Below are 26691 nucleotides of genomic sequence, written 5' to 3'. Positions count from 1 at the left end.
AGCAACCCTAGCAGCCGGACATTGACTCTACTTTAGTGTCGCACTGACTCGTTCCAAACGGATGTAAGCGATGTGCCAGCCAATAGTGCGCAGGAGTGCGTCGGTACTCGCTAAGCGAGCTCTGACTATCCTGGCGACACTGCTCAATAGCCCCACCGGACAAACGCCGCCGAATCATTGGATATCGGCCGACACTTGTTAGCCATCCATCACGGGAAGGTCAAGTCATTCCCAAGCATCCTGAGCAGGCCAAAGGCGACAAGCCCCAGGGCCAGCAGCGATACCGCAAAGGCTGCGGCTACCGTGCCTCCAACCCGTAGCAATGCGCGCTTATCCTTCACGTACGCTTTGCCTTTCTTCCCTTGATCGTAATGCCACTTGATGGCGTAGAACATTCCCGTGCACAACGCGAGAACCTTGAACGTGCCGGCGACTATAGGGAACCATTCCATGATTTGGGTACTTTCTGGCTATTAATGATGCTGTCCATCGTGAGGAGCACGACTTCGAAACACTGCTGCGGCAGCTTCATTTCTTGTTCAACAATCCGGATGACAGCGGAATGTCCGGGAGGTGTGGATTTGCTGCAGGCTTCGAGGCATTCTACTCAAAAGCAATTTCCATACATTGAGACAAAATGCCCTAGATGAAAACCATGCAAGATGACAATGTTCCAATCTAGTCGCTGCGACTAGTCATATAGGACAGGCTGTATTTTCCCGAGTTGCGGGTGCCTACCAGACGTCGGTGCTGGCCGTATCAATGAAACCGAGTGACCATATATCACTGCAGCACCAGTTGACAGAATAGAAGGACGTCCACCGGACGAAGTCGCGCGCATATAACGAGCCTAGCCGGTCCAAATGTGGCTATACAACCGCACCGCCATACGCATCAGGCCGCCGCTCCAGCAACTGAAACAGGCGCTGCAGGGCTGCCTTCAAGTGTGCGCGGTCACTGACGTTGCCCAGCGAGATCCGGATCGCGTTCTCGGATTCGCCATCGGTTGCGAATGCCTCCGCCGGTGTGACCGCCAGCCCTTCGCTCTCTGCGGCTTGCGCGAGCTGGTACGACCGCCAGTAGGTCGGCAGCTCGACCCATATGTGCAGCCCATCCCCAGGCCGGGCATAGCGTTCTCCCAGGACGTCGCTGGCCATCTTGCGCCGCACGCGGGCCTCGTTTTGCACGCCTAGCATCAACGTGTTTGCCGACCCGTCGAGGATCCACTGGGTAGCCAGCGCAGCCGTCAGGGGCGCGACCATCAATGCGAAAGACCTCAGGGCCACGAGGAAGCGGTCACGCTCGACCGGGTCACGCACGAGCACGAAAGCAACGCGCAGCCCAGGCGTAAGGCATTTCGACAAAGTGGAAATGTAATAGACGTGTTCCGGCGCGTAGGTAGCAATGGGCGGCGGTGGCGACTCGGCGAGCAGCCAGTAAGGGTCGTCCTCGATGATCCGCGCGTTGCAGCGTTTTGCCACGCCGGCCAATTCCTTGCGCCGCTTCTCTGGCATCGTGACTGTTGTCGGATTCTGTAGTGTCGGGTTGAGGTAGACAACTTTGGAGCCATGCTGCCGGCAAGCTTCTTCAAGGGCCTGAGGTAGCATTCCATGCTTGTCCGTCCCGACCGGAGTGACACGGCGTCCAAACTGGGTCGCGGCTGCACGCAACCCGGGATAACTCGTCGGTTCCACGAGGATGGCATCGCCGGGCTCGGTCAGTACCAGGATCAGTGCTGCAATCGCTGCCTGTGCGCCAGGACAGACAACTACCTGGTCCGGATGCATGCTTCCAAACATCGGCTCTATCCACTTGGTCGCGGCTTCGCGGTCGGCGGCGCTGCCGCCGCCCAGATGGTACGTCATCAGCAGTTCGTTATCCGCCCGCATCAGCACTTGCGCGAGACCTTGTTTCAGCAGATCGCCGAAGTCGACGCCTTCCGGCGACGGCGGTGTGTTCATGCTCAGGTCAAGTACCGACGTCAGATCCGCCTTTGGCGCCGCAACATAGGTACCGCGAGCGCCACGACCTTCCAGCAGATTCCTGCGCCGGGCTTCATCGTATGCCCGGGTGATCGTCGTCAGGTCCACGTCTAGCTGCGCAGCCAACTCGCGCTGTGGAGGCAGCCGATTGCCCGGCTTGAGCAAACCATCGGCCACAGCCTGCTGCAAGGCATCGGCGATCTGGAGAAAACGGGGACCAGCGCCCCGTTGCAATTGCGGCAGCCATGATGGTTCAGGTTGATCTTGCACGGTTTTCAACTGGGACATTTTGCCCTAATGTATGGATTTTGTTTCGACGTAGTATGGCGCAGAAGTCGGGGAAGAACCAATGATACACGGCTCCCAACACGTACTTTCCCCTCCTTATCCGTAAGTACTTGGTGAACCTCGACAGGTTTGCCATGTTTATCTCAAAGGCAGACCAAATGAAAGACGTAAACATTTTGCAGGGCATGACAGGCCTTCCAGCTCATGTGGAACAGGCTAGGTCACACGACCTCATGAAATCGGTTAAACGTATCGGTATGTATGCGATGCTGGTTATGCTGATCGGTTACGCCGTACAACTGATGAATTCTGTAAGCACTATTAGTGTCCAGGAAAAGAATCTGATCTTCTTCGCCTGCGCTGTGACGCTGCTAATGGCCCTCCCGATAATTGTGCTGAACATATATTTCATCTCGCGCCGCCGTGCATCCAATGCAATGAGCGAGTATGCGTCATCACGTTTGCACTGGATCAAACAGGAAGCTGCTGCATGGGCTAGTCCGCTCATCACCATCGCCGTATTCATCTTTCTGGGTTGGGGTGTAACCCACTAGATCAACCTATACAAGCCAGTCGAGTCACAGGTAACGCCTCACGCGTCGCAGGTGTGGCAAGCACCTGAAACGGTGCGGGTGGACACTGGTGGCATAGTAAGTAAGAACAATATGCAGCATGCGTTCAGATAGATCGCGCGGGCGCTACGGAGCACGTCCGTTGGCACGCCAGGGAACCCTCCGGATCGGCGCAGTGGCGGTTGCCGCCATGAACGCAGGTCGGCTACTATGGACCGCCGCTTCGCCTGGCCGATGCAAGTGGTGCCAGCGCGTCACGGGGCCCCTGCAGTCCGATCGCAAACACCGCTCCGTTGTGCAGCACGCAGCGCGCAGGAGCGAGGGCGCGGCAGTCCGCTCTGCCCTCGAGCACTCCCGAAGGATCTGCGCTTACATGCATCAGCAGGAACCGCAACGGCCCGGCTGCGAAGTCGCGCGCTACCCAGTACGTGCATCGGGAGCGGTAAAGCGACAGGCTGGCGGGAAGAGCATGCACGATGAAGGCGAGGAGGAACGATCAGCCCCCAGCCTAAAGGAGGCTGCGACAACTGGTGTCGCGTGCGATGCGACACGGGTGATGCGGTCGCCCTGGCATACACGGCGACCTTGCTGCCATGCGGTCCGCATTCTTTGTCGCGTATAACATGAACCAAGCCCTCTTTCGCGCGATGTCGCCATGAATAACGCGCTTCGAGCTGAGTACTCGAATAGAAAGAGTAATCGGCCAGCAAGTCCTAGCGGGCCGCCCCCGCCCCCGCCCGCGCCTTGTGCAATTTCCTGTAGCTGTCGATCAGCCGCTCATGCCGGTCGAGTCCCTCCAGTTTCATGCTCGTCGGCGTGAGGCCGAAGAAGCGCACGCTGCCGTCGACCGAGCCGAGCACCGCGTCCATGCGAGTATTGCCGAACATCCGGCGGAAGTTCACCACGTAATCATCCAGTTCCAGGTCCTCGTCGAGCACCACTTCCAGCACCACGTTCATGGCCTGGTAGAACAGCCGGCGCTCGGCCGTGTTGTCGTTGTACTGCAGGAATGCTCCCACCAGTTCATGGGCTGGTTCGAACTGTTTCAGGGCGAGATGGATCAGCAGCTTCAATTCCTGGATCGTCAGCTGGCCCCAGTCGGTGTTCTCGTCGAAATCGATGCCGATCAGCGTGGCGATGTCGGTGTAATCGTCCAGTTCGCTCTCTTCGAGGCGCTCGAGCAGGGCTTCCAGTCCAGCGTCGTCCAGCCGGTGCAGGTTCAGGATATCGGCGCGGAACTGCAGCGCGACGTTGGTGTTATCCCAGACCAGGTCGTCGACCGGATACACTTCCGAATAACCGGGTACCAGGATGCGGCACGCGGTGGCGCCCAGGTGATCGTAGACCGCCGTGTAGACCTCCTTGCCCATGCCTTCGAGAATGCCGAACAGTGCGGCGGCTTCCTCGGCGTTGGAATTTTCGCCCTGCCCGGAAAAATCCCACTCGACAAACTGGTAATCCGACCTGGCACTGAAGAAGCGCCACGACACGATGCCGCTGGAGTCGATGAAGTGCTCGACGAAGTTATTCGGCTCCTTCACGGCGTGACTGGCGAAGGTGGGCTGTGGCAGGTCGTTCAGGCCTTCGAAACTGCGGCCCTGCAGCAATTCCGTCAGGCTGCGTTCGAGCGCGACCTGCAGGCTCGGATGTGCACCGAACGAGGCGAACACGCCACCGGTGCGCGGATTCATCAGGGTGACGCACATCACCGGGTATTGTCCGCCCAGCGACGCATCCTTCACCAGCACAGGGAAGCCCTGCTCTTCCAGCCCCTTGATGCCGGCCACGATCCCGGGATACTTCGCCAGCACGTCGTCGGGCACGTCGGGCAAGGCGATCTCGCCCTCGATGATTTCGCGCTTGACCGCCCTTTCGAAAATCTCCGACAGGCATTGCACCTGCGCTTCGACCAACGTATTCCCGGCGCTCATGCCATTGCTGACGTACAGGTTCTCAATCAGGTTGGACGGGAAATACACGGTCTCCCGGTCCGAGTGGCGCACATAGGGCAGCGAGCAGATGCCGCGCTCCACGTTGCCGGAATTGGTGTCGACCAGGTGGGAGCCGCGCAGTTCGCCGTCCGGATCGTAGATATCCAGGCAGTATTCATCGAGGATTTCCGCCGGCAGCTTGTCGCCGCGGCCCGGCTTGAACCAGCGTTCCTCGGGATAATGCACGAAGTCCGCATTGGCGATGTCTTCGCCCCAGAAGACGCCGGCATAGAAGTGATTGCAGCTCAGGCGCTCGATATATTCGCCCAGTGCCGACGCGAGCGCGCTTTCCTTCGTCGATCCCTTGCCATTGGTAAAGCACATCGGCGAGTGTGCATCGCGGATATGCAGCGACCACACATTCGGCACGATATTGCGCCAGGAAGCGATTTCGATCTTGATGCCCAGGTTCGCCAGCACGCCGGACATGTTGGCGATGGTCTGTTCCAGCGGCAGATCCTTGCCGGGGATGTAGGTGCTCGCCGAGGCATCCGGATTCACGGTCAACAGCGCCTGGGCGTCGGCATCCAGGTTTTCCACTTCTTCGATGACGAATTCCGGCCCGGCCTGCACTACTTTCTTGACGGTGCAACGGTCGATGGAGCGCAGGATGCCCTCGCGGTCCTTGGCGGAAATATCGGCAGGCAACTCGACCTGGATCTTGAAGATCTGCTGGTAACGGTTCTCCGGGTCGACGATATTGTTCTGCGACAGTCGGATATTTTCGGTGGGGATATTGCGAGTCGAGCAATACAACTTCACGAAATACGCTGCGCAAAGGGCCGATGAGGCCAGAAAATAGTCGAACGGACCGGGCGCCGAGCCATCGCCCTTGTAGCGAATCGGCTGGTCGGCAATGACCGTGAAATCATCGAACTTGGCTTCGAGGCGAAGCTTGTCGAGAAAGTTGACCTTGATTTCCATGGGAGTGTTCCAGATAGTGCTCAATTGAGTAGGCCGCCATTATCCGTTGTTTCAGCCGTATGGCATAGGTCGTCGGCGTTCCCGCTCCACTCCCGCAAGCATGGCGCTTCACTATTGCTCGGGCCTCTGCCCTGTAGACATATTGCTTGATGTGTCAGCGGCTATGGCGTTATGTTTGAGATCGCATCTTTCGGTTAGTTGCAAACTTATTCCTCAGCACACACCGGTTACCTGTCAGGATTCGACTTCTTATTGTTGAGTACGCCGTATGGTACAGAACTTTCATTGCCTGTATGGACAAGAGTATTGGTTCGGGGTGGCCATTCCCTGTCGCGCGCCGTCCATGGGCAGGAGCTGTTTCTTTCACACGTTCAGGTCCCTGAAAGGACGGTTCTACAACGCCAGCAATTGTACGAAGGCCACCGTTTCGATTGGATAACCGCCCTGCTTCCCTTCTTAGTCCCTTGACTCGGAAATACCGATGCGTAGCCAGAAATCCCGGAGCCGTGAAGGCCACCGCTCCCATGTTTGCCCGCGTTCGCGGAGCATGGCTGGATGGGCGTCGACCTGTTCTTCGTCCTCAGCGGTTACCTGATCGGCTGGCAAGTCCTGCGTGAGTACGCACGGGGCGGTACGCCAGACTGGCGCCGCTTCATGCTCTCCCGGGCGTTCAGGATACTGCCGGCGTACTATGCGGTGCTTGCACTCTATATATTGCTGCCGGGATGGCGCGAAGGCAGAGCGCTGCAGCCGGCATGGAAGTTCATCACCTTTACACTGAACCTGTCACCCGACTGGGAACGCGGAACCGCGTACTCGCACGCCTGGTCGCTCTGCGTCGAGGAACATTTTTACCTGCTGTTCCCGCTGGTTGCCTGGCTGCTGGCGCGCACATCGGGCATACCGCGCGGCACACTGGTTGGCGCGCTGGCGGTCGGCATCGTTGCTGCGGGAATGGCGCTGCGCGGATGGCTGTGGCACCACCAAGTGGCGCCCCTCTTCGACACCGGCGACACCGCCATGGCCATGCGCCGGTTTGTCGCGGCGATCTACAACCCGACGTGGGCGCGCCTGGACGGCTTGCTGGCGGGTGTGATGCTGGCGGCGGTGCGCGCTTTCCGGCCCGCATGGTGGTCGCGGCTCATGCGGCACGGGTGGCTGCTTCTGCTGCTCGGCGCCACGATCGTGGTGGGCAGCACCCGCGTGCAAGCGATGAGCGCCCCAGGCGCCGTATTCCTGTTTCCGCTGGTCGCACTGGGCGGCGCCTGCCTGCTGGCGGGTGCCGCCAGCCCGCGCACGTGGCCTGGCCGCTGGAAGCTGCCCGGCGCGCAAACGCTGGCAACGCTTGCCTTCAGCCTTTACCTGACGCACAAGGGCGTGTACGGATGGCTCGATGCCGCGCTACCCGGCCTGGGCCGGCAGGCGCCGGTGCTCGCCCTGGCGATCTATGCAGGTGCTTCGGTAGCGGCCGCCGCCGTGCTGTACCTGGCGGTCGAGCGGCCCGGGCTGCGCCTGCGCGAGCGCTGGCTGCGCGGCGGAATCGCGCCACCGGGGCACGCAGCCCGGCCACGCGCAGCCCAGTGGCCCGCTACGGCGTCCGCGCCTTGCCCACCGGTTGCAGGATCGCCTCGGCCTGCGCCAGCTGATCGCCCGACAGCAACGGACGAATCTCCCTGAGCGCCGCGTCGGCCTTCGCATGGCCACGGGTCTTCGCCAGGCTGCACCACACATAGGCCGCCGGCAGGTCCTTCGGACCGCCCTCGCCGTTCATCGACATCACGCCCAGGTTGAACATGGCGTCGGGCTGGGCCTGCAATGCGGCCGCGTTGAACAGCTTGCGGGCGGTCTGCAGGTTCTTCTCCACCACCTCGCCCTGGTAGAAATAGGTGGCCAGCGCATTCTGCGCGTCGGCCACGCCTTTCACCGCGGCTTCCTTGTACAGGCCGATTGCCCTGTGCTGGTCCGCCGGCACGCTTTCGCCCAGGTCGTACATGCGGCCGGCCGCATACTGGGCCAGCGGGTGCCCTTCCTTCGCCGCGGCGGCGAAATACGCGCCGGCCATGTTCAGGTCTTCCGCCACGCCTTCGCCTGTGTAGTACAGCTTGCCCAGCTGGTACATCGCCGCCACGTAGCCTTCCTCGGCTGCTTCCTTCAGGTACTGCACCGCCTTCGCCGGGTTGCGCTCGCCGGCGAAGCCGGACAGGTAGCCCAGGCCCAGCGCGCTGGTGGCGGGCGCGTAGCCCGATTCGGACGCCACCTCGTACCACCTGCGCGCCTCGCGCGCATCCTTCGGCACGCCATGGCCCACCAGGTGGATCTTCGCCAGTGTCATCGCCGCCTCGGCGCGCTCGCTCATGACGCCCGGTGCCCTGGCGTCGAAACGCATGCGGTCTCCCGGCCCGAAACGCGCATCCACCACCTTGCGCAGCCAGACGATCGCCTGCGCGGTATCGGCGGGAACGCCCTGGCCCAGCAGGTACTGCTTGCCGACCATCAGCGCGGAGATGTCGTAGCCCAGCTTTTTATAGTTTTCCTTGAACTTGGCCATTGCCATGCCGAAGTCGCCACGGTCGAAGGCGGCGAAGCCCTCGCCCAATGTCTTGTCCTTGCGGGCGATGCGGTGCGTGCCTGCGGCAAAGCGCAGGTCGTTCGGCGAACAGGCCACCATCGGTGCCATCGGATCCGCCGCGGCGCCTCTCAATTCATTGGCCAGGGCGCCCAGTTCGGCATTGCTGGCCGAGGACACATCGCCCAGCGGCGCGGTGTCGCGCACGACCTGCACGGGCGCGCCGCTCAGCGAACTGATGGCGCTGCCCTCGAGCGAATGATTGAAATGCCGCATGTAGTCCAGCACCAGGTCGTCTTCGTTCGGGTTGTAGCCAGACATGAAGTTGCACGACGAAGCGCGCTTGCGGCTCAGTATCCGGTTCTCGGCGCCGAGGAATTCGGCGGGATCGGCGCCCTGGCGGCTGCCCTTGACGGTCACCGCCGGCGTGGCGGCCTCGCCCTTCTGCTGCTGCGCCATGGCTGCCGGCAACGCCATCGCCGCAGCCGCGGCAAGCACGATACAGGCCCGCACTCCGCGTAGTCCTGGCTGGCGATGGCGTGCAAACATGGTTTCTCCTGAAATAAAGGTAAAACCGTCTTTATAAACGCTCGGGCCGCCCGGCATTGAACGCTCCGACGAACAATCACGCGGATGATCGGACGCCGAAACCGACTATCGAAAGAGAATTCGGCCCCGCGACAGCGGCTGCGCACCGGCCTATCGATCCGGGTCGCAGCGCTGCTTCAATCCGGCCCGCTTTCCGGCTGCCCGCCCAGCGTCACGGCCGTCAGCCGGGCCCGCGCGAACGTGAGCACCACGGTTTCCATCATCGCTGCCTCGCGGCGCGGACCGCTGGCCACGTTGGCGACCGTCACGTTCTCCAGTTCGATCTCGTAGCACTTGACCGATGCGCCATCGGCCGCCTGGCGCAGAAAATCGAAACGCGCCCCGGCCAGCATGGTGGCGCTGATACAAAGCCGTGCCAGCACGGGCGAGGCCGCATCTTCCGGCTTGACGAAGCGGATCTCGGCCAGGCCATGCCCGGCGCCGGCGTGGCGCAGCGACCAGCTGACCGAATCGCAGGCGATCCATCCCTCATACCCGCTGCTGGTCGAACCGCCCGCGACGCCGTCGATCCGCAGGTAAGAGTGCATATTCATCCACGCCTCCAGAAGTAAAGATAATTCCTATCGTCTGTAAGGAAATTCCTACATGACACGATGATATCGTTATTCAAGCCACAAGATACGAAAACTTCACCGCATTGTCGGCCAACGTCCCGCGCACCAATCACCAAGTTGATTGGTCTGTCCACTCACGTCAACTGGTCTTGCCACATAGATCGATTGGACCTACCATCGGCGTAGCCGCCGCCAACGTTGAACTCTCTCCAGAGGAGTGATGGCGCGGCGCCCCACCACTACCAATGGAGACACTTTGATGAGCGAAAACAATGCCGGTCCGTTCGATCGCCGCACCGTCCTGAAGGCCGCGGGCGCGGCCGGAATCATGATGGCGACGAGCGCCTTTGCCGCCACCCCGCGCAAGCGCTATGCGGTGGTGGGCGTGGGATCGCGCGCGCGCATGTTCACTGGCGCCATCACCGGCAAGTACCGCGACGGCAACGAGATCGTGGCGGTATGCGACAACAACCCGGGCCGCGCCGCGCTCGCGGTACGCACGATCGCCGCCACCGGCGCCAGCCAGCCGAAGGCCTACAAGGCCGCCGATTTCGACCAGATGATCCGCGAGACGAAGCCGCAGTACGTGATCGTCACCACGCCCGATGCGAAGCACGACGAATACATCGTGCGCGCGCTGGAAGCGGGCTGCGATGTGATCACCGAAAAACCGATGACGACGACGGCGGAAAAGGCGCAGCGCATCCTCGACGCCGTCAAGCGCACCGGCCGCCATATCCGGGTGACGTTCAACTATCGCTATACACCGCCGCGCTCGCAGGTGAAGGATATCCTGATGAGCGGCGAGATCGGCGACGTCATGTCGGTCGATTTCACCTGGCTGCTCAATACCGTGCACGGCGCCGACTACTTCCGCCGCTGGCACAGCAAGAAGGCCATGTCCGGCGGCCTGATGATCCACAAGTCGACCCACCACTTCGACCTGGTCAACTGGTGGCTGGGCGCGCAACCGGAACTGGTGCACGCCTTCGGCTCGCGCCAGTTCTATACGCCGGCGACCGCTAAACGCATGGGGCTGACGGGGGCGCACGAACGCTGCCTGACCTGCCCCGAGAAGCAGAAATGCACCTTCTACTTCGACCTGGCGGCCGACCCCGGCCTGAAGGCGCTGTACCTGGACAACGAGAAGCACGACGGCTATTACCGCGACCAGTGCGTGTGGCGCCCGGAAATCGATATCGAAGACACAATGAACGTGATGGTCCGCTACGACAATGGCGCGCAGCTGAACTATGCATTGTCGGCCTACGATGCGTGGGAGGGCTACCACGTGGCGTTCAACGGCACCAAGGGCCGTCTGGAACACCGGATCGTCGAGCAGGTGGGCGCGGCCGGGGCCAGCGAGGTGCAGAGCAAGAGCAATGTGGTGGAAACCCGCGTGATCCCGCTGCGCGGCGCGGTACGCGACATCGAACCCTGGACCGGCACGGGCGGCCACGGCGGCGGCGATGCCGTAATGCTCGAAGAGATCTTCGGCACCGCCCCGGCCGACAAGTACAAGCGCCTGGCAGACGAACGTTCCGGCGCCTACTCGATCCTGATCGGCGTGGCCGCCAACCAGTGCTTCGAAACGGGCCAGTCGGTGAAGATCGCCGATCTCGTCACCGGCCTGAATCCGCCGGACCGCGCGCCGATGCCGACGCGCGAAACACCGGTGCCGATGCCGCTGCGGCGCAAGATCCCCTGAGCGGCTCCATCGCGCAACCACGGAAGGAGACGCTCAGGCGTCTCCTTCTGCGTCGATACGGCTGATCAGCACCGAGGTAATGCGGCGTTCGCGCACTTCCGCCACCTCCAGCCGCAAGTCGTCCAGCGCCAGCACCTGGCCCACGTGCGGCAGCGTGCCGAAACGTTCGAGCATGAAGCCGGCCAGCGACGTGTAGTCGTCGGTGGCGATGCCCAGCGCGTCCGATTCCAGCACCTGCTGCAGATGATGCAGGTCGGCGCCGCCATCGACGCGCCAGCGCCCCTCGCCCAGCGCCTGCACCACCGGCTGCTCGTCCTCGTCCGGGAACTCGCCGGCGATCGCCTCGAGGATGTCGATCGGCGTCACCAGCCCCTGGATGGTGCCGTATTCGTCGGCGATCAGCACCAGCTGGCCATGCGAGCGTTTCAGCGTTTCCATGACCTGCAAGACGCCGGCCGTATCGGGCATCACGATGGGCGGGCGGATACTGCGCGCCGGGTCGATGTGGCCGCCGTCCATCAGGTCGGCGATCACGTCCTTGGCGCGGGCCACCCCGACGATATTGTCCAACTGGCCGCGGCCGGCCGGGTAGAAACTGTGCGGCGCGTCGAGCAGCTGGGCGCGGACCGAGGCGGCATCGTCATCCAGGTCGACCCACGAGATATCGGAACGCGGCGTCATGATCGAACGTACCGGCCGCTGGGACAGGCTCAGCACGCCGCTGACCATGTGGCGCTCGGCCGACTCGAACGCGGGCGGCTCCGCGGGCTCGCCTCCGGCAGCCGGCGCCTCGGCGGCGCCATCGGCGGTGGTCTCCCCCATCATGCGCAGCACGGCGTTGGCGGTGCGTTCGCGCAGCGGCAGGTGTTCCTGCTGGCGGACGAAATTGCGCCGCGCCAGCTGGTTCAGTGCCTCGATCACCACCGAGAAACCGATTGCCGCGTACAGGTAGCCCTTCGGGATGTGGAAGCCGAAGCCTTCGGCGATCAGGGACAGGCCGATCATCAGCAGGAACGACAGGCACAGCACGACCACCGTCGGGTGGGCATTGACGAAGCGCGTCAGCGGCTTCGAGGAAAACATCATCACGGCCATCGAGACAATGACCGCCACGATCATCACCGCCAGTTCGTCGACCATGCCGACCGCCGTGATGACGGAATCAAGCGAGAACACGGCGTCGAGCACGATGATCTGGCCGACCACGGCGGCAAAGCTGGCATACGCGACCGGCCCGCTCTTGACGTGGGCCTGCCCTTCCACCCGCTCATGCAGCTCGATCGTGGCCTTGAATAACAGGAATATGCCGCCCAGCAGCAGGATCAGGTCGCGGCCGGAGAATGCCATCGTACCGACGGTAAACAGCGGTTCGGTCAGGGTAACGATCCAGGAAATCACGCTCAGCAGGCCGAGGCGCATCAGCAGCGCCAGCGACAGCCCCAGCAACCGGGCCTTGTCGCGCTGGTGGGGCGGCACTTTCTCGGCAATGATCGCAATGAAGATCAGGTTGTCGATGCCGAGCACGATCTCCAGTACGATCAGCGTCAGCAAACCAATCCAGATATTGGGGTCGGCCAGCCATTCCATGTTATCTCCGGTGAATGACGCCGATTGTAGGGGAAGCCCGTCCAGCGCCGCTGTTCATTAGACATGGCAAGCCGTTGCCATTTCAACACAATTCACGCTTCGGCGATGGTGATTTCCGTGCACCAGGGAGGCAGGCGGCATACCATCGGCGTATTGCCAGCACGCATTGTTCAAAGCGGAGGAACCGTGGACAAGGAAAAGGTTGCCGTCATCGCCGTGCACGGAGTCGGCGATCCCTCCGCCGGGGACACATCGCTCCGTATCATCCGGCAACTCCAGCATTTCCATCCCCAGCGCTTCGGCCAGTTTTCCTGCACGCCGGTGCATATCGCAGTCGATACCCGGGAACTGTATTTCCCGCCGCAGCCCGACACCGCGGCGCCGGCAGTCCAGCCCACTCTGCCGTATGGCATGCGCGCGCGGGCCCGTACCGCGACGCCGGAGCGCGAGGGCACACGCAGCGCCGACCTGGCGTTTACGGCGATGACGCTGGCGGGCGGCGAGGATTACCGCGGCAGTTACACCACCACCCGGCTACGGAAGGAAGGCCACGCAGGCGGCCATACCGACGTCTATGAAATGTTCTGGGCCGATCTGTCGCATGTCGGCACCAGTGGCTGGAAGGTGCTGCAGCAGATGATGCAGCTGTTCCTGCATATGGCCAGCCTCGGCCGGACCGCCCTCGCCACACAACTGGCCAACTGGCCGAAGCCCGGCGCCCCGCGGGCGCTCTCGGCGGCATATGGTGCCGCGGCGGCGTCCTACTGGCTGCTGGCGGTACCAATCATGCTCGGCAACCTGCTTCTGCTGTGCTATGGCGTTGCCTTCCTGGGGCTGCTCGTCCCCCCGACCGGCGCGGGACAGGATGGTACTGCGCTTGCATTCGCCGCCGCCGTGGGTGCGCTCCTCGGCTGGGCCGTGCGCACGCAGATGCGCCGCCCGGCGCCGCCCGCATGGATCGACCGTGGCGGCCTGCCGTTGGCCTGGCTTGGCGCTACCGGCACGGCGGTTGCGGGGCTATCGTCATGGCCCGATGGCCTGGCGCCATCGACAGTCGCGTTTGCCATGGCACTCGCGCTGGCGCTCGCCGCTGCGACCTGGTTCGTTCACGGCCACGAGCGCGTGCGCCCGGGTGTCATCGGCTGCTGGCGCGCCATGCTGGCGGCGGCGTTCTTGTGGGGCATGGCGATCTGGTTCGGGCCGGCAGGGTTCGGACCGCCGACAAGCCTGGCGGGCTGGTTCATCTATTTAGTGGAAGGTACTTTCCTGCTCCTGATCGTCGCATGGACCGTGCTCGCACTGAGCAATCTCTGCCTGCTCGCAGCGGGAACCCTGGCGACCAGGGGCCGTGATGGAGCGACCGCGCAGCCCCCGGTCACGACCGCGCTCATCGCCGCAGCCCTGCCTGCGCCGCTGCTGCTGTTCGCGGTGCTGGCCGTGTGGCTTGCCGCTCTGCATGCGATCAAGTCGACCGGAGCGCCGTTGCTGGACACCCCGGCGTTGCCAGGCCTGTTCGGCGACGACCCGATGAGCCTGGCAGCGCGCTTCAAGCTCCTGATCGACCTGTCCGCGAGTCCAGCGGCGGTGCCGTACCTGGTGCTGCTGATCCTGGCGTTTGCCTGCGCCGTGCTCGCCATCGTGCCCTCCGTACTGGCCGAAGTCGCGCCGCCGGACCGACCGGGCGACCCGGCGGCATCGCGCGGCCTGTGGCGCTGGCTGGACGGTGGTTTTCGGCTGATGGGACTGGCCAAATGGCTCGTCGTTGCCGGCTTCTTCATCGTGCTGCCGTCCGCCGCCGTGTTGCAGTACATCGAGACGCCGACGGCGCTCGACGGATTCCGTGCATCGTTCGTGGCGCGCTTTCCCGGCGCACTCCGTAATGTGTCGGACCTGGCCCAGTACCTGAACTTCACCGTCGGTGGCGGCGCGCTGGCCCTGGCGATCCTGCCACGGTTGCTTGGCGCGATCTCGTTCGGCAAGGTCAGCCAGACATTCGCCCGCCTGCGCGTCGTGGTCGACACGGCGATCGACGTCGACAACTGGCTGCGCGAGCGCCCGGTGGGCGATACGCCACGGCTGCACATCATGGCACGCTATGTCTCGCTGCTGAGGTACGTGCGCGACCTTGGTTACGACCGCGTGGTGCTGGTTTGCCACAGCCAGGGCGCGGTGATCACGCTGGACCTGCTGCGTTACCTGAAAGGCAACGACAGCACCCTGCTGCAGGACCTGAAACGGATCGACCTGCTCACGGTAGGCGCGCCGATACGCCAGCTGTATGCGGCGCGGTTCCCCGCCATTTACGGGTGGGCGAACCTGCCGGACCCGGCGGCGGCCGGCCTCGCCAGCTGGCGAAACGGCTATGGCAGCGGCGATTACGTCGGGCGGAACCTGTGGCCCGATACTGCCCAGGACCCGTGGACACCGGGCCCGGTCGGCGCGCAGGAGTTCTGCACCGGAGCCCTGGCGCACACGCGCTATTTCGACCGGTATTCGCGCGACGTGGCCGATGCGATCGCCGGACTTGCCGAGGGTCAGGGCGGCGAACCGTATCCGATAGCGGATCAGATGCGGGACCAAGAACAGGCGGGCGCCAGTCCGCTGCATGACAGCGGCCGCCCCGGCGGCTATAATCTCCGCCTTCGCCCAGGCTTACCCAGGATCCCGCCATGTCTCTCCTCGCCCACGAACTCGAACTGCTGTCGCCGGCCAAAACCGCCGAGATCGGCCGCGAAGCCATCCTGCATGGCGCCGACGCCGTCTATATCGGCGGCCCCGCGTTCGGTGCGCGCCACAATGCGAGCAATCCGCTGGAAGACATCGCCGCGCTGACCGCGTTCGCGCACCGCTACCGTTCGCGCATCTTCGTGACGATGAACACCATCATGCACGATAGCGAGCTCGACCTGGCCCGCAAGCAGATCTGGCAACTGTACGAAGCCGGCGTGGATGCGCTGATCATCCAGGACATGGGCCTGCTGGAACTGGACTTACCGCCGATCCAGCTGCATGCCAGCACGCAGTGCGACATCCGCACCGTCGAGCGGGCGAAATTCCTCGGCGACGTGGGCTTCTCCCAGCTGGTGCTGGCGCGCGAACTGACGATCGAGCAGATCCGCAAGATCCGCGCGGAGGTCGACACGCCGCTCGAATACTTCATCCATGGCGCGCTGTGCGTGGCATTCTCGGGCCAGTGCTACATCTCGCACGCGGACACGGGCCGCAGCGCCAACCGCGGCGACTGCTCGCAGGCTTGCCGACTGCCCTACACGCTGTCCGACGGCCAGGGCCGGGTGGTGGCGTACGACAAGCACCTGCTGTCGATGAAGGACAACGACCAGAGCCGCAACCTGGAGGCGCTGGTCGATGCCGGCATCCGCTCATTCAAGATCGAGGGCCGCTACAAGGACATGGGTTATGTCAAGAACATCACGGCCCACTACCGCCTGCTGCTGGACGAGATCCTGGAACGGCGCACCGAATTCGTGCGCGCATCGAGCGGCCGCACGCAGGTGATGTTCACCCCCGACGTCGACAAGAACTTCCACCGCGGCCATACCGATTATTTCGCCGGCGGCCGGCAGGACGATATCGGCGCCTTCGATTCGCCGAAATACCTGGGCGTCAAGCTCGGAACCGTGACCCGGCTGGGCGGCGACCACTTCGACCTGCTGACCGACGCGCCGATGGCCAATGGCGACGGCCTGAACTACATGGTCAAGCGCAACTCGGCCGGCGTGCAGGCCAATACGGTGGAAAAGCTCGGCGAGAACGAGGAAGGCCAGCGCTGGCGCGTGTTCCCCAACGAGCCGATGGCCAGCCTGGCCGGCCTGAAGGTCGGCACCGAGATCCACCGCAACCGCGACAATCAGTGGGAATCGGCGCTGGCCAAGAAATCGTCGGATCGCAAGGTGGCCGTGCAATTGGTGCTGTCCGAGCATGCCGGGGGCTTGACGCTGGCGGTCACCGACGAGGATGGCATCATGAGCTCGACGTCCACGGCGCTGGCGCTGCAGCCTGCCCAGCAGGCCGCGCAGGCCGAAGCGGCGCTGCGCACCAGCCTGGGGAAGCTGGGCAACACGATGTTCCAGGCAGGCAGTGTCGAGCTGAACCTGTCGCAGCCGTGGTTCGTGCCGTCCGGCGCGATCAACGCGCTGCGGCGCGATGCCATCGCCGCCCATGAGGCGGCCCGCCTGGCGGCATGGCAGCGCCCACCCCGCAAGGCGCCGGCCGAACCGCCGGCGATCTATCCGGATACGCAGCTGACGTACCTGGCCAACGTCTACAACGAGAAGGCGCGCGCGTTCTACCACAAGCACGGCGTGCAGATGATCGCCGCCGCCTACGAGGCGCATGAGGAAGCGGGCGAAGTGCCGCTGATGATCACCAAGCACTGCCTGCGCTTCTCGTTCAACCTGTGCCCGAAGCAGGCCAAGGGCGTGCAGGGGGTGCAGGGCCAGGTCAAGGCGGAGCCGATGACCCTTGTCTCGGGCAGCGAAACCTACACGCTGCGATTCGACTGCAAGCCGTGCGAGATGCATGTGGTCGGCGCGATGAAGCCGGGCATCCTGAATTCGCCGCCGCCGTCGGCCGTACCGTACAGCCCGATGGTGTTCCACAAGCAGCGGCCGCGCGCTTGATCCGCGATGCCCGGCCGGGCGATGCCGCGGCCATCGCCGCGATCTACAACCCGTATATCGTCGACAGCACTGTCAGCTTCGAGGAGGTGGCGCTGTCCGCCACGGACATGCAGGGCCGGATCGCCACCGTCCAGGATGGCGGCCTGCCATGGCTGGTGCTGGAAGGCGCGGACGGCACCATCGCCGGCTATGCCTATGCCACGCAGTGGCGGGTGCGGCATGCCTACCGCTTTTCGGTGGAGACGTCGGTCTACCTGGCGCGGGGCAGCGAACGCAAGGGTTTCGGCACGGCGTTGTACCAGGCGCTGCTGGAGCGGCTGCGTTGCCAGGGCTGCCATCTTGCCATCGCTGGCATCGCCCAGCCGAACGATGCCAGCGTCGCTCTGCATGAAAGAATGGGATACAGGAAAGTAGCCCACTTCGCAGAGGTGGGCTACAAGTTCGGCCGGTGGCTCGACGTGGGGTACTGGGAACTGCGGCTATAGTGCGCCGCTGACCTGCCGGCCTACTTCTTCACCGCCACCTGGTACAGCGGCGTCACCTTTGGCAGCATCCCGGTCAGGTCGGCGATCCGCGTTTCGTTCGACGGATGGGTGGACGTGAATTCGGCCGACTTCTGCTCGCCCGACTTCCTGTCCAGCGCCTGCATCTTCTTCCAGACGGCCACCGAGGCTTCCGGCTTGTAGCCGGCGCGCGCCGCCAGTTCCAGGCCCATCGCGTCGGCTTCCGATTCGTTCTGGCGCGAGTTCGGCAGCATGTACAGGTAATGCGCGACCGTGTTCGCCGCCTCCACCTGCGCCTGGCTGTTCGGCGCCGCCATCAGCGCCGTCGTGGTCAGCGCATTTTGCGCGTAGGCGCGCGAAACGCGCTCGCGGCCGTGTTCGCGCAGTGCATGGGCGATCTCGTGGCCCATGATGATCGCAATCTCGTCGTCGTTCAGCTTCAGCTGGCGCAACAGGCCCGTATAGAACGTGATCTTGCCGCCCGGCGCACAGGTGGCGTTGATCACCGGCGCGTCGATCAGCGCGAGCTGCCACTGCCATTTCGCCGCATCGTCGCGGAAAGTTGTCACCTGTGACTGCAGGCGGGCGGCAATCTTCTTCAGCCGCTCGTACTCGGCGCCCTTGGTCACCAGCTTGCCCTTCACCTGGGCTTCGCGGTTCTGCTGCGTGTAGTTCACCAGCGCCATCTGCTCCACCTTCTCGGCCGACACCAGCATCAGTTGCTGCCGCTGGACGCCGACCATGCCCGGCTTGGTCGTCGAAGCGCATGCCGTCAATACTGTCACGGCGGCGCAGATCATCATCGTGTGCTTGTTCATTGGGGACTCCCTGTCATGTGGGACGATCACTGTCCGGCATTGCCAACAGGCAGTCAATTTCCACTCAGCAATTTCTTTATCGCCATCAAGCGTGCACCAGATTCAATGAAAAAGCGCAGCATGCTTGAGCTATCGCTATAATTGCCGCGCTATTAACAATCTGGGGAAAATGGCATGAAACACGCAATGCTGGGTGCCTTGCTGCTGCTTGCACAGGCAGGAGCGCAGGCCAATCCGTTTGCTGTCATCGAATCGCAGCCACGCAGCGAACTGTGGGTGAATCCCGGCTTCTATTCGTATCACTTCGACCGCGACGCCGGGCTGGACGATACCAACCCCGGCATTGGCGCCGAGTACCGTTTTTCAACGGTGGCATCGGCCACGGTGGGGCGTTTCCGCAACAGCGACCGGGCCATCTCGAACTATGCCGGCATTTACTACCAGCCGTTTTCGCTCGGGCCGCTGCGACTGGGCGCTGTCATTGGTGCGTTCGACGGCTATCCGAAACACCGCGACGGCGGATGGTTTCCCGCATTGATTCCCGTCGTCAGCGTGGAGTACCAACGGGTGGGGGTTAACTTTGCTATCGTACCGAAGTACAAGGATCGCCTGCACGGCGCATTGACCATCCAGCTCAAGTTCAAGCTCACGGACTGAGCCGCCCTCTTCCCAAAGTGGCAAGACGGCGCCGGCGCCGGGTGTCACGATGGGACGATGCAAAAAGAATGCCTATATGAACAATATCGCCCCCCAGGAACAACGCGCGCTGCCGGTCGAGGGTGAGCCGGACCATTTTGCGCCGGAACTCGTGCGCCTTGCCGGCTACCTGTGCGGCGGCGTACCGCCGCAGGCGCTGGATGACGAAAACGCCCTGCTGGCCTGTGCGCCGCCGGCCATGGGCGCCGAGCAGCGCCAGGCTCTGGCCGACCTCGCCGCCACGGCGGCGGCCTGCCGTCAACTGAAGCGCAAGCTGGCGCGCGCGGAAAGTTTCCTGTCCGGCTTTGCCGAACATTCGCCCTCGCCCCTGTGGATCAAGGACCGCAACGGCAGCTACGTGATGGGCAACGCGGCGCTGCACGGCTTCTTCGGCGTGCCCACCGTGGTCGGCATGGACGACAGCCATTTCTGGCCGGAGGACATCCGCCACAGCCTGGAAGAGCAGGACCGGGCGGTGCTGGAGAACGGCGAAACCATCAAGACGATGGAAACCTCGCACGACGGCACGCGCCACTGGCTGGTGCACAAGTTCCCGATCGATGTCGATGGCGAGCCTTTCCTGGGCGGCTCGGCGATCGACATGACCACCGAAGTCGAGAAGGAGCGCGCGCTGATCCGGCACGATAACTTCTACGTGCTGCTGTCGCGCCTTTCCGCGATCATCACCCGCGCCAAGACGCTTGAATCGCTGTGCCTGGATACCTGCCGGTTCGCCTGCCACCAGCCGGGGCTGGAGATCGTCGCCATCAGCCGCGTCGACGACACGACCGGCGCGCTGGAACTGTTCACCTCCGCCGCACGGGACGGGGCCGAGCATCCGTGGCAAGGCACCAGTGGCTCCGGCGACGAGCCGCCTGCCGTGGCGGCCTGGTTCCTGCCCGAACTGGCCGGTGCCGCCGTCGCCAGCGGCCGGCTGCAGGTGTCGAACAACCTGCCCGGCGCGCCGCACCGCGTGGCCGCGTGCATGGCCATCCCGCTGTTCGTCAACGGCAAGTGCTGGGGCGTGATCTCGTTCTACTCGTACCGGGCGGAATTCTTCGACCATTTTTACCGGGAACGGGCGGGCGAACTCGGCAACGAACTGAGCTTCGGCCTGGAGCGGCTGATCAATGCCCAGGAACTGTTCCGGCTGGCGCGCACCAATGCGCTGTCCGGCTTGCCCAGCCGCCTGCATTTCGACGAGGAAATCGCCGCGCTGGCGGCCGTCAATGCCAGCGGCACGGTACTTCTCATCAACATCAACCGCTTCGACGAGATCAGCTCGGCCTACGGCAACACCGCCGCGATCGGCCTGATGCGGCAAGTGGCGCAGCGCCTGAAAACCGAGGTGGCGCAGCGGATGGCGCTGTCCCACGTAGGCATCGGCCGGTTCGCCCTGTTCTATCCGGTCGACGAGGAGCGCTCGCCGCGTGCCTATGCGCGCGACACGATCATTCCGATGCTGGAAGGCTCCTACCAGGTGGACCAGCACAAGATCTGGTGCACCGTGAACGTGGGAGCGGCCATGCTGCCGGAAGACGGCACCAGCGCCGACGAACTGCTGGTCAAGGCCTGGGATGCGCTGGCCGGCTCGCGCACCCAGGAAGAACAAATCGGCTTCTACGACCGCGATGCCGACCATGCGCTGGCGCGCCAGATCAGCATGGAGGCGGAGTTGCGCGAGGCGGTCGAGCGCGGCGAGTTCGTCAACTTCTACCAGCCGAAGATCGACCTCAGGACCGGCAAGCTGGCCGGCGCGGAGGCGCTGGTGCGCTGGCGCCACCCGCAGCGCGGCCTGATCCAGCCGACCGAGTTCGTGCCGGTGCTGGAGCGCAGCGGCCTGGTCACGCAGGTCGGCCGCAGCGTGATGCAGCGCGCCATGGAAGACTGGCGCGCATGGCACGACGCGGGCCTGAAGCCGCCGCAGATCGCCGTCAACGTGGCCCCTGCCCAGTTCCGCTGCGATTCGCTGTTCGACGACATCGAACGGGCGCTGAACACGGCCGAGGCCAGCCTGAAGCCTCTGTCGATCGAGGTGACGGAAAGCGGCCTGGTGGCGGACCAGCGGCGCGTGGTCGATATCCTCAACCGGGTGCGCGAGCTGGACGTGCCGGTGGCGATCGACGACTTCGGCACCGGCTACTCGTCGCTGGCCTACCTCGTCACGCTGCCGGTCGACGTGCTGAAGATCGACCGTTCGTTCGTCATCAAGATGACGCAGGATGCGAACTACATGGGCATGGTGCAGACCATCGTGCAACTGGCGCACACGCTGGAGCTGAAGGTGGTTGCCGAAGGCATCGAGACGGAAGAAGAAGCCAAGTTCCTGAAACTGCTGCGCTGCGAGCAGGGGCAAGGCTACCTGTACGGCAGGCCGTTGCCGGCCGAGGAGTTCGCCAAGTTGCTGGGACGGTAGCAGAACGGCAAAACCGGGGACGGACCCCTGTTTTTTTTCAGGCCCTGATCTTCGACGTGGCGATCTGGTCGAGGATATGCTTCGGCACGCCGGCGTAATGCTTGAACTCCATCGTGTACGTGGCGCGGCCCTGCGTCAGCGAGCGCAGCGTGGTGGAGTAGCCGAACATCTCGGCCAGCGGCACCAGTGCACGCACCAGCTTGCCGCCACCGCCGGGGATCTCGTCCATGCCCTGCACCATGCCGCGCCGTGTCGTGAGGTCGCCCATCACGTTGCCCATGAATTCCTCGGGCGTTTCCACCTCGACATCCATGATCGGCTCGAGCAGTTGCGGATCGGCGCGGCGCATGCCGTCCTTGAACGCCATCGAGCCGGCCATCCGGAACGCGTTCTCGTTCGAGTCGACGTCGTGGTAGGAGCCGAACGTCAGGGTGGCGCGCACATCCACCACCGGGTAGCCGGCCAGCACGCCCGAGCGCAGCGTCTCGGTGATGCCCTTGTCGACCGCCGGGATGAACTCGCGCGGCACCACGCCGCCCTTGATCGCATCGACGAATTCATAGCCCTTGCCCGGCTCCAGGGGTTCCAGCTTCAGCACCACGTGGCCGTACTGCCCCTTGCCGCCGGATTGCTTGATGAACTTGCCCTCGACGTCGGACACCGCTTTCTGGATCGTTTCGCGGTAAGCCACCTGCGGCTTGCCGACCGATGCCTCCACGCCGAACTCGCGCCTCATCCGGTCCACCAGGATTTCCAGGTGCAGCTCGCCCATGCCGGCCATGATGGTCTGGCCGGATTCCTCGTCGGTATGCACACGGAACGACGGGTCTTCCTGCGCCAGGCGCGACAGGGCGATGCCCATCTTTTCCTGGTCCACCTTGGTCTTCGGCTCGACCGCCTGCGAGATCACCGGCTCCGGGAACACCATCTTTTCCAGCACGATCACGTGATCGGGATTGGACAGCGTGTCGCCGGTCGTCACGCCCTTCAGGCCGACGGCCGCGGCGATGTCGCCCGCAAAGACCTCCTTGATTTCCTTGCGCTCGTTGGCATGCATCTGCAGGATGCGGCCCAGCCGTTCGCGCTGGCCCTTGGTCGGGTTGTAGACGGTGTCCCCCGAATTCACGACGCCGGAATACACGCGGAAAAAGGCCAGCTGGCCGACGAACGGGTCGGTCATGATCTTGAACGCCAGCGCGGCAAACGGGTCCGAGTCGGTCGGATGCCGCTCGATCTCGTTGTCGTCCTCGTCATGGCCGGCGATGGCGGGTACGTCGAGCGGCGACGGCAGGTATTCGATCACCGCGTCCAGCATCGCCTGCACGCCCTTGTTCTTGAAGGCGCTGCCGGCCAGCATGGGCACGATTTCACCGCGCACCGTGCGGGCCCGCAGCGCCGTCTTGATCTCGGCCTCGGACAGCGTCTCGCCGTTCAGGTACTTCTCCGTCAGCTCGGACGTCGCTTCGGCGGCGGCTTCCACCAGATTGTCGTGCCATTTCTGCGCGAGGTCCTTCAGCTCGGCCGGAATGTCCTCGTACGTGAACTTCACGCCCTGGCTGGCATCGTCCCAGATGATGGCGCGCATCTTCACCAGGTCGATCACGCCCTGGTAATGGTCCTCGGCGCCGACCGGGATCTGGATCGGCACGGCATTGCCCTTCAGGCGGTCGCGGATCTGCTGCTGCACGCGGAAGAAGTCGGCGCCCACGCGGTCCATCTTGTTGACGAAGGCGATGCGCGGCACCTTGTACTTGTTTGCCTGGCGCCACACGGTTTCCGATTGCGGCTGCACGCCGCCGACGGCGTCGTAGACCATCACGGCGCCATCGAGCACGCGCATCGAGCGCTCCACCTCGATCGTGAAATCCACGTGGCCCGGCGTATCGATGATGTTGATCCTGTGTTCCGGGAAGTTGCCGGCCATGCCGCGCCAGAACGCCGTCGTCGCCGCCGACGTGATCGTGATGCCGCGTTCCTGCTCCTGCTCCATCCAGTCCATGGTCGCCGCGCCGTTGTGCACCTCGCCGATCTTGTGGTTCACGCCCGTATAGAAGAGGATGCGCTCGGTGGTGGTGGTCTTGCCGGCATCGATGTGGGCGCTGATGCCGATATTCCGGTAGCGCTCGATAGGGGTCTTGCGGCTCATGGCATTCTCCTTGGATGGCGCAATCATGTGATCGCGCTCAAAAATTGTAGCAGCATCGGGTTGGCGCAGTTGATGCCCCATTTCTTTTTTTCAAGCCCTGCCGTGCGACCGGCGGGCGCGCTCGCCCCTTATACTGGCGCGATGCCAAAAAACAAGATCATGACAATGAAAAAACACTTTGCCCCCTGCCTTTCGGCCATGCTGGCCCTCTCTCCTTGCGTAGTCGTTGCGCAGAATGTCCCGGCCGCGGTCGACCCTGCGCTGGGCCGCTGCTCGATGCTGGCCGATCCGACCGAACGCCTCGGCTGCTACGACGCGCTGGCCAACCGGGCCCAGGATCCGGCGCCGGTCGCCGCGGCGGGCACGCCTGCGCCGGCGTCCGCCAACGCCGACCAGCAACAGGGTGCCTTCCCCGGCGGGCCGGTGGCCAGGCCGGCCGAAGCCAGTGCGCCGGCCCCCGAACAGCAGATCGTTTCGGTGCAGGTGCCGCTGTGGGAACTGGACAAGGACAGCAAGCGCGGCGTGTTCAACTTCCGGCCGCACCGCGACAACTACCTGCTGCTGGCGAACTACAGCAACAGCACCAATACCGCGCCGTTCAACGAGGTCACGCCGGGCGGCATCGATGCGAAACACGTCGAGCTGGCGTACCAGCTGTCGTTCAAGATGAAGATGCTGGAAACGATCGCCGGATCGCCGGTCGACCTGTGGTTCGGCTATACCCAGCAAAGCTTCTGGCAGGCCTATAACCGCGATGAATCCAGCCCGTTCCGTGAAACCAATTACCAGCCGGAAGTGATGGCCATCGCGCCGATCGGCAAGCGCCTCGGCGGCTTCGATTTCCGCTATGCGGGCCTGGGATTCGTCCACCAGTCGAACGGCCAGACCGCCACGCTGTCGCGCAGCTGGAACCGTGCCTACGCGGAACTGGGTGGCGAATACGGCAAGCTGGCCGTGACGGCGCGGATCTGGAAGCGCCTGGACAATTCGGTGTCCGACAACGACAACCTGGACATCACCGACTTCATGGGCCACGGCGACCTGCGCCTGGTCTACCGCGACGGCGGCAGCGAATACTCGCTGCTGGCACGGCGCAACCTGCACACGGACCACGGCGCGCTGCAACTGGGCTGGGCAGTACCGCTGCGCGCGAACCTGAAGGGCTATGTGCAGTTCTTCTCCGGCTATGGCCAGAGCCTGATCGACTACAACTACTCGCAGATGTCGCTGGGCGCCGGCTTCCTGGTCGGCTTCTGAGGCGGATTGCCAACGCGTTGCCGGGTGCGCCTGGCGCACGGGGGTGGCGGCATCAGCGGCGGCCGCCGCCCAGCACGCGCGCGGGCAGCATCACCACTGCGCGCAGCAGCTCGAACACGGCATCGACACCGATGCCGATCAGCCGGAACGGCAGCAACAGCAGCCAGGCCACCGGGTACAGCAGCAGCGCCAGCAGGGCGAGCGGCCAGCAGACCAGCAACAGCAGCAACCACAGGATAAAGCTCATCATGGCGTCCTCGCGCAACGGTGATCGAAGCGCCATGGTGCCAGCGGCGGCGGGTTTGCTCAACGGCCGGGCGATAGAAGGCCGGATGCGGCGACCGGCTGTCGAAAAGCGGGAACGAATGGCGCAGGCCGGTCAGGCGTAGGCGACGACCTGCGGCTGCAACGCGGCCTGGTACAGCAGCCGGGCCGTCAGGCCCGCCTGCAGTGACGGGATCGAGCCGCCGGCGCGGTAGGCAAACGCCACCTGCAGCACGTCGCCTGCCTTGGCGTCCACCGGCTGTTCGAGCGGCAGCGACATGAAATGGTTCAGCCAGTCGATCGTTGCCGCCCGCTCCTGCACGACGGAAAGGATGGTCTTCGTGATGAAGCGGATCGCATTCACCGTGCCGTCGCGGTCGATGACGAACTTCCCCTCCCAGCGATAGCTGCTGTCGTTCGGCTGCGTGAAATCGATCACCGAATACACGGCCGGCTGGGCCATCTCCAGCGTACCGGGCTGCACGGCGCCAGGCTGCTGGAACTGCACGATGGGCGCATAAAAGCCTTCGAAATCGTATTCCTGCTGGATCGGCTGGGCTGCCATCAGCACCGCCTCCGGCAGGAACACCGGCAGCGGCCCGCCGAACTTCTGCAGATAGCGGCGCTTGAAATGTTCGATGACGTCGACCTGCTTCTCGCGCAGCATCGCGACATGGAGCATTTCGCAGATGACGACGTCCACCGGCTCGGGCGGCAGGTATTCGAACGCATCGGCGTGGATCACTTCCACCTTGTCGGCGCAGCGGTTCAGCGCCAGGAAGCGGCGCGCCTCCTGCACCATGTCCGGGTTGAAGTCGACGCAATAGACCTTGTCCGCCCGCCGTGCCGCGAAGAACGACAACGCCCCCGTGCCGCCGCCCAGTTCCAGCACCTTCATGCCGGGCTGGACGACATGATCGATCGCCGCACGGAAGCTGTGCATGCGGTTCGTGTCCATCAGCATGTTGTGGTGGTAGTGAACCGGGATGAACTGCCCCAGGTAGCAGCTTTCGAGTTCGCGTTCGGACAGCATGGTATTTCCTCTCGTGGCGACAGCGACATTATGCGCAACGAGGTGGCTTCCCAAAGCGCCGAGGTTGGCGGGAAATACGGCTCAATTCGAATTGCTGCTACGGGTGATACGGGTCCAGGCAGGGCCCCCCCGGCCCG

The 26691-nt window shown here is 63.8% G+C and carries 19 protein-coding genes; 9 read left to right on the top strand and 10 right to left on the bottom strand.

The genetic code is table 11. From position 1 onward, the window contains the following. Nucleotides 1-209: 209 nt before the first annotated feature. Nucleotides 210-452: a hypothetical protein gene (locus ACY34H_RS16070; protein ID WP_464978470.1), complete on the bottom strand. Its 243-nt coding sequence runs from the start codon at nucleotides 450-452 to the stop codon at nucleotides 210-212. Between the two features lie 417 nt (nucleotides 453-869). Beyond that, complete coding sequence (locus tag ACY34H_RS16065) at nucleotides 870-2270, bottom strand: aminotransferase-like domain-containing protein (protein WP_464978469.1); 1401 nt, start codon at nucleotides 2268-2270, stop codon at nucleotides 870-872. 158 nt (nucleotides 2271-2428) lie between these two features. On the opposite strand from ACY34H_RS16065, the gene ACY34H_RS16060 reads away from it, so the two are divergent. Continuing rightward, the gene (locus ACY34H_RS16060) at nucleotides 2429-2824 is read left to right on the top strand and encodes a hypothetical protein (RefSeq protein WP_464978468.1); all 396 of its coding nucleotides are present in this window, start codon (nucleotides 2429-2431) and stop codon (nucleotides 2822-2824) included. A 731-nt stretch (nucleotides 2825-3555) separates the two neighbouring features. Here ACY34H_RS16060 and ACY34H_RS16055 read toward each other — a convergent pair. Continuing rightward, nucleotides 3556-5757, bottom strand: coding sequence for an OsmC domain/YcaO domain-containing protein (locus tag ACY34H_RS16055; RefSeq protein WP_464978467.1), 2202 nt, complete (start codon nucleotides 5755-5757; stop codon nucleotides 3556-3558). Between the two features lie 555 nt (nucleotides 5758-6312). On the opposite strand from ACY34H_RS16055, the gene ACY34H_RS16050 reads away from it, so the two are divergent. Then, complete coding sequence (locus ACY34H_RS16050) at nucleotides 6313-7434, top strand: acyltransferase family protein (protein WP_464978466.1); 1122 nt, start codon at nucleotides 6313-6315, stop codon at nucleotides 7432-7434. Here ACY34H_RS16050 and ACY34H_RS16045 read toward each other — a convergent pair. Both ACY34H_RS16045 and ACY34H_RS16040 read right to left on the bottom strand, forming a co-directional pair. Next, the gene (locus tag ACY34H_RS16045) at nucleotides 7346-8872 is read right to left on the bottom strand and encodes a tetratricopeptide repeat protein (protein WP_464978465.1); all 1527 of its coding nucleotides are present in this window, start codon (nucleotides 8870-8872) and stop codon (nucleotides 7346-7348) included. The genes ACY34H_RS16050 and ACY34H_RS16045 overlap by 89 nt on opposite strands. Nucleotides 8873-9048: 176 nt before the next feature. Next, nucleotides 9049-9465 carry an Hcp family type VI secretion system effector gene (locus tag ACY34H_RS16040; RefSeq protein WP_464978464.1) on the bottom strand — a complete coding sequence of 139 codons (417 nt, stop codon included), beginning with the start codon at nucleotides 9463-9465 and terminating at the stop codon, nucleotides 9049-9051. A gap of 280 nt (nucleotides 9466-9745) precedes the next feature. On the opposite strand from ACY34H_RS16040, the gene ACY34H_RS16035 reads away from it, so the two are divergent. After that, nucleotides 9746-11194, top strand: coding sequence for a Gfo/Idh/MocA family protein (locus ACY34H_RS16035; RefSeq protein WP_464978463.1), 1449 nt, complete (start codon nucleotides 9746-9748; stop codon nucleotides 11192-11194). A 33-nt stretch (nucleotides 11195-11227) separates the two neighbouring features. Here ACY34H_RS16035 and ACY34H_RS16030 read toward each other — a convergent pair whose 3' ends face one another. Beyond that, nucleotides 11228-12781, bottom strand: a complete 1554-nt coding sequence (locus ACY34H_RS16030) for a TerC family protein (RefSeq protein WP_464978462.1) — start codon at nucleotides 12779-12781, stop codon at nucleotides 11228-11230. 186 nt (nucleotides 12782-12967) lie between these two features. On the opposite strand from ACY34H_RS16030, the gene ACY34H_RS16025 reads away from it, so the two are divergent. From ACY34H_RS16025 to ACY34H_RS16015, 3 genes are read left to right on the top strand one after another with little or no spacing between them, the layout of a single operon-like run. Beyond that, nucleotides 12968-15613: a hypothetical protein gene (locus ACY34H_RS16025; protein ID WP_464978461.1), complete on the top strand. Its 2646-nt coding sequence runs from the start codon at nucleotides 12968-12970 to the stop codon at nucleotides 15611-15613. After that, the gene (locus tag ACY34H_RS16020; RefSeq protein ID WP_464978598.1) at nucleotides 15505-17421 is read left to right on the top strand and encodes a peptidase U32 family protein; all 1917 of its coding nucleotides are present in this window, start codon (nucleotides 15505-15507) and stop codon (nucleotides 17419-17421) included. The genes ACY34H_RS16025 and ACY34H_RS16020 overlap by 109 nt, the downstream gene beginning before the upstream one ends. Next, nucleotides 17418-17906, top strand: a complete 489-nt coding sequence (locus tag ACY34H_RS16015; protein WP_464978460.1) for an arsinothricin resistance N-acetyltransferase ArsN1 family B — start codon at nucleotides 17418-17420, stop codon at nucleotides 17904-17906. The genes ACY34H_RS16020 and ACY34H_RS16015 overlap by 4 nt, the downstream gene beginning before the upstream one ends. 20 nt (nucleotides 17907-17926) lie before the next feature. Here the strand turns inward: ACY34H_RS16015 and ACY34H_RS16010 are convergent, their stop codons facing one another. Then, entirely contained in the window at nucleotides 17927-18742 is an 816-nt protein-coding gene (locus ACY34H_RS16010; RefSeq protein ID WP_464978459.1) for a M48 family metallopeptidase, read from the bottom strand. 174 nt (nucleotides 18743-18916) lie between these two features. Here ACY34H_RS16010 and ACY34H_RS16005 point away from each other — a divergent pair, with 174 nt between their 5' ends. Together ACY34H_RS16005 and ACY34H_RS16000 are read left to right on the top strand one after the other, a co-directional pair. Then, nucleotides 18917-19399 carry a hypothetical protein gene (locus ACY34H_RS16005; protein ID WP_464978458.1) on the top strand — a complete coding sequence of 161 codons (483 nt, stop codon included), beginning with the start codon at nucleotides 18917-18919 and terminating at the stop codon, nucleotides 19397-19399. 76 nt (nucleotides 19400-19475) lie between these two features. Further along, nucleotides 19476-21854 (top strand): bifunctional diguanylate cyclase/phosphodiesterase, encoded by a 2379-nt coding sequence (locus tag ACY34H_RS16000; protein ID WP_464978457.1) that lies wholly within the window; start codon nucleotides 19476-19478, stop codon nucleotides 21852-21854. Between the two features lie 37 nt (nucleotides 21855-21891). Here ACY34H_RS16000 and fusA read toward each other — a convergent pair whose 3' ends face one another. Continuing rightward, the gene (gene fusA, locus ACY34H_RS15995; protein WP_464978456.1) at nucleotides 21892-24000 is read right to left on the bottom strand and encodes an elongation factor G; all 2109 of its coding nucleotides are present in this window, start codon (nucleotides 23998-24000) and stop codon (nucleotides 21892-21894) included. 165 nt (nucleotides 24001-24165) lie between these two features. Between fusA and ACY34H_RS15990 the strand changes: the two genes are divergently transcribed. Then, on the top strand, nucleotides 24166-25257 hold the full coding sequence (locus ACY34H_RS15990) for a phospholipase A (protein WP_464978455.1): 1092 nt from the start codon (nucleotides 24166-24168) through the stop codon (nucleotides 25255-25257). A 52-nt stretch (nucleotides 25258-25309) separates the two neighbouring features. Here the strand turns inward: ACY34H_RS15990 and ACY34H_RS15985 are convergent, their stop codons facing one another. Together ACY34H_RS15985 and ACY34H_RS15980 are read right to left on the bottom strand one after the other, a co-directional pair. Further along, on the bottom strand, nucleotides 25310-25507 hold the full coding sequence (locus ACY34H_RS15985) for a hypothetical protein (protein WP_464978454.1): 198 nt from the start codon (nucleotides 25505-25507) through the stop codon (nucleotides 25310-25312). Between the two features lie 129 nt (nucleotides 25508-25636). Further along, on the bottom strand, nucleotides 25637-26554 hold the full coding sequence (locus ACY34H_RS15980) for a methyltransferase domain-containing protein (protein WP_464978453.1): 918 nt from the start codon (nucleotides 26552-26554) through the stop codon (nucleotides 25637-25639). Nucleotides 26555-26691 lie beyond the last annotated feature (137 nt).

It is taken from the genome of Pseudoduganella sp. jia 9, assembly GCF_055502615.1.
This window is presented reverse-complemented; position numbering and strand designations above follow the sequence as displayed.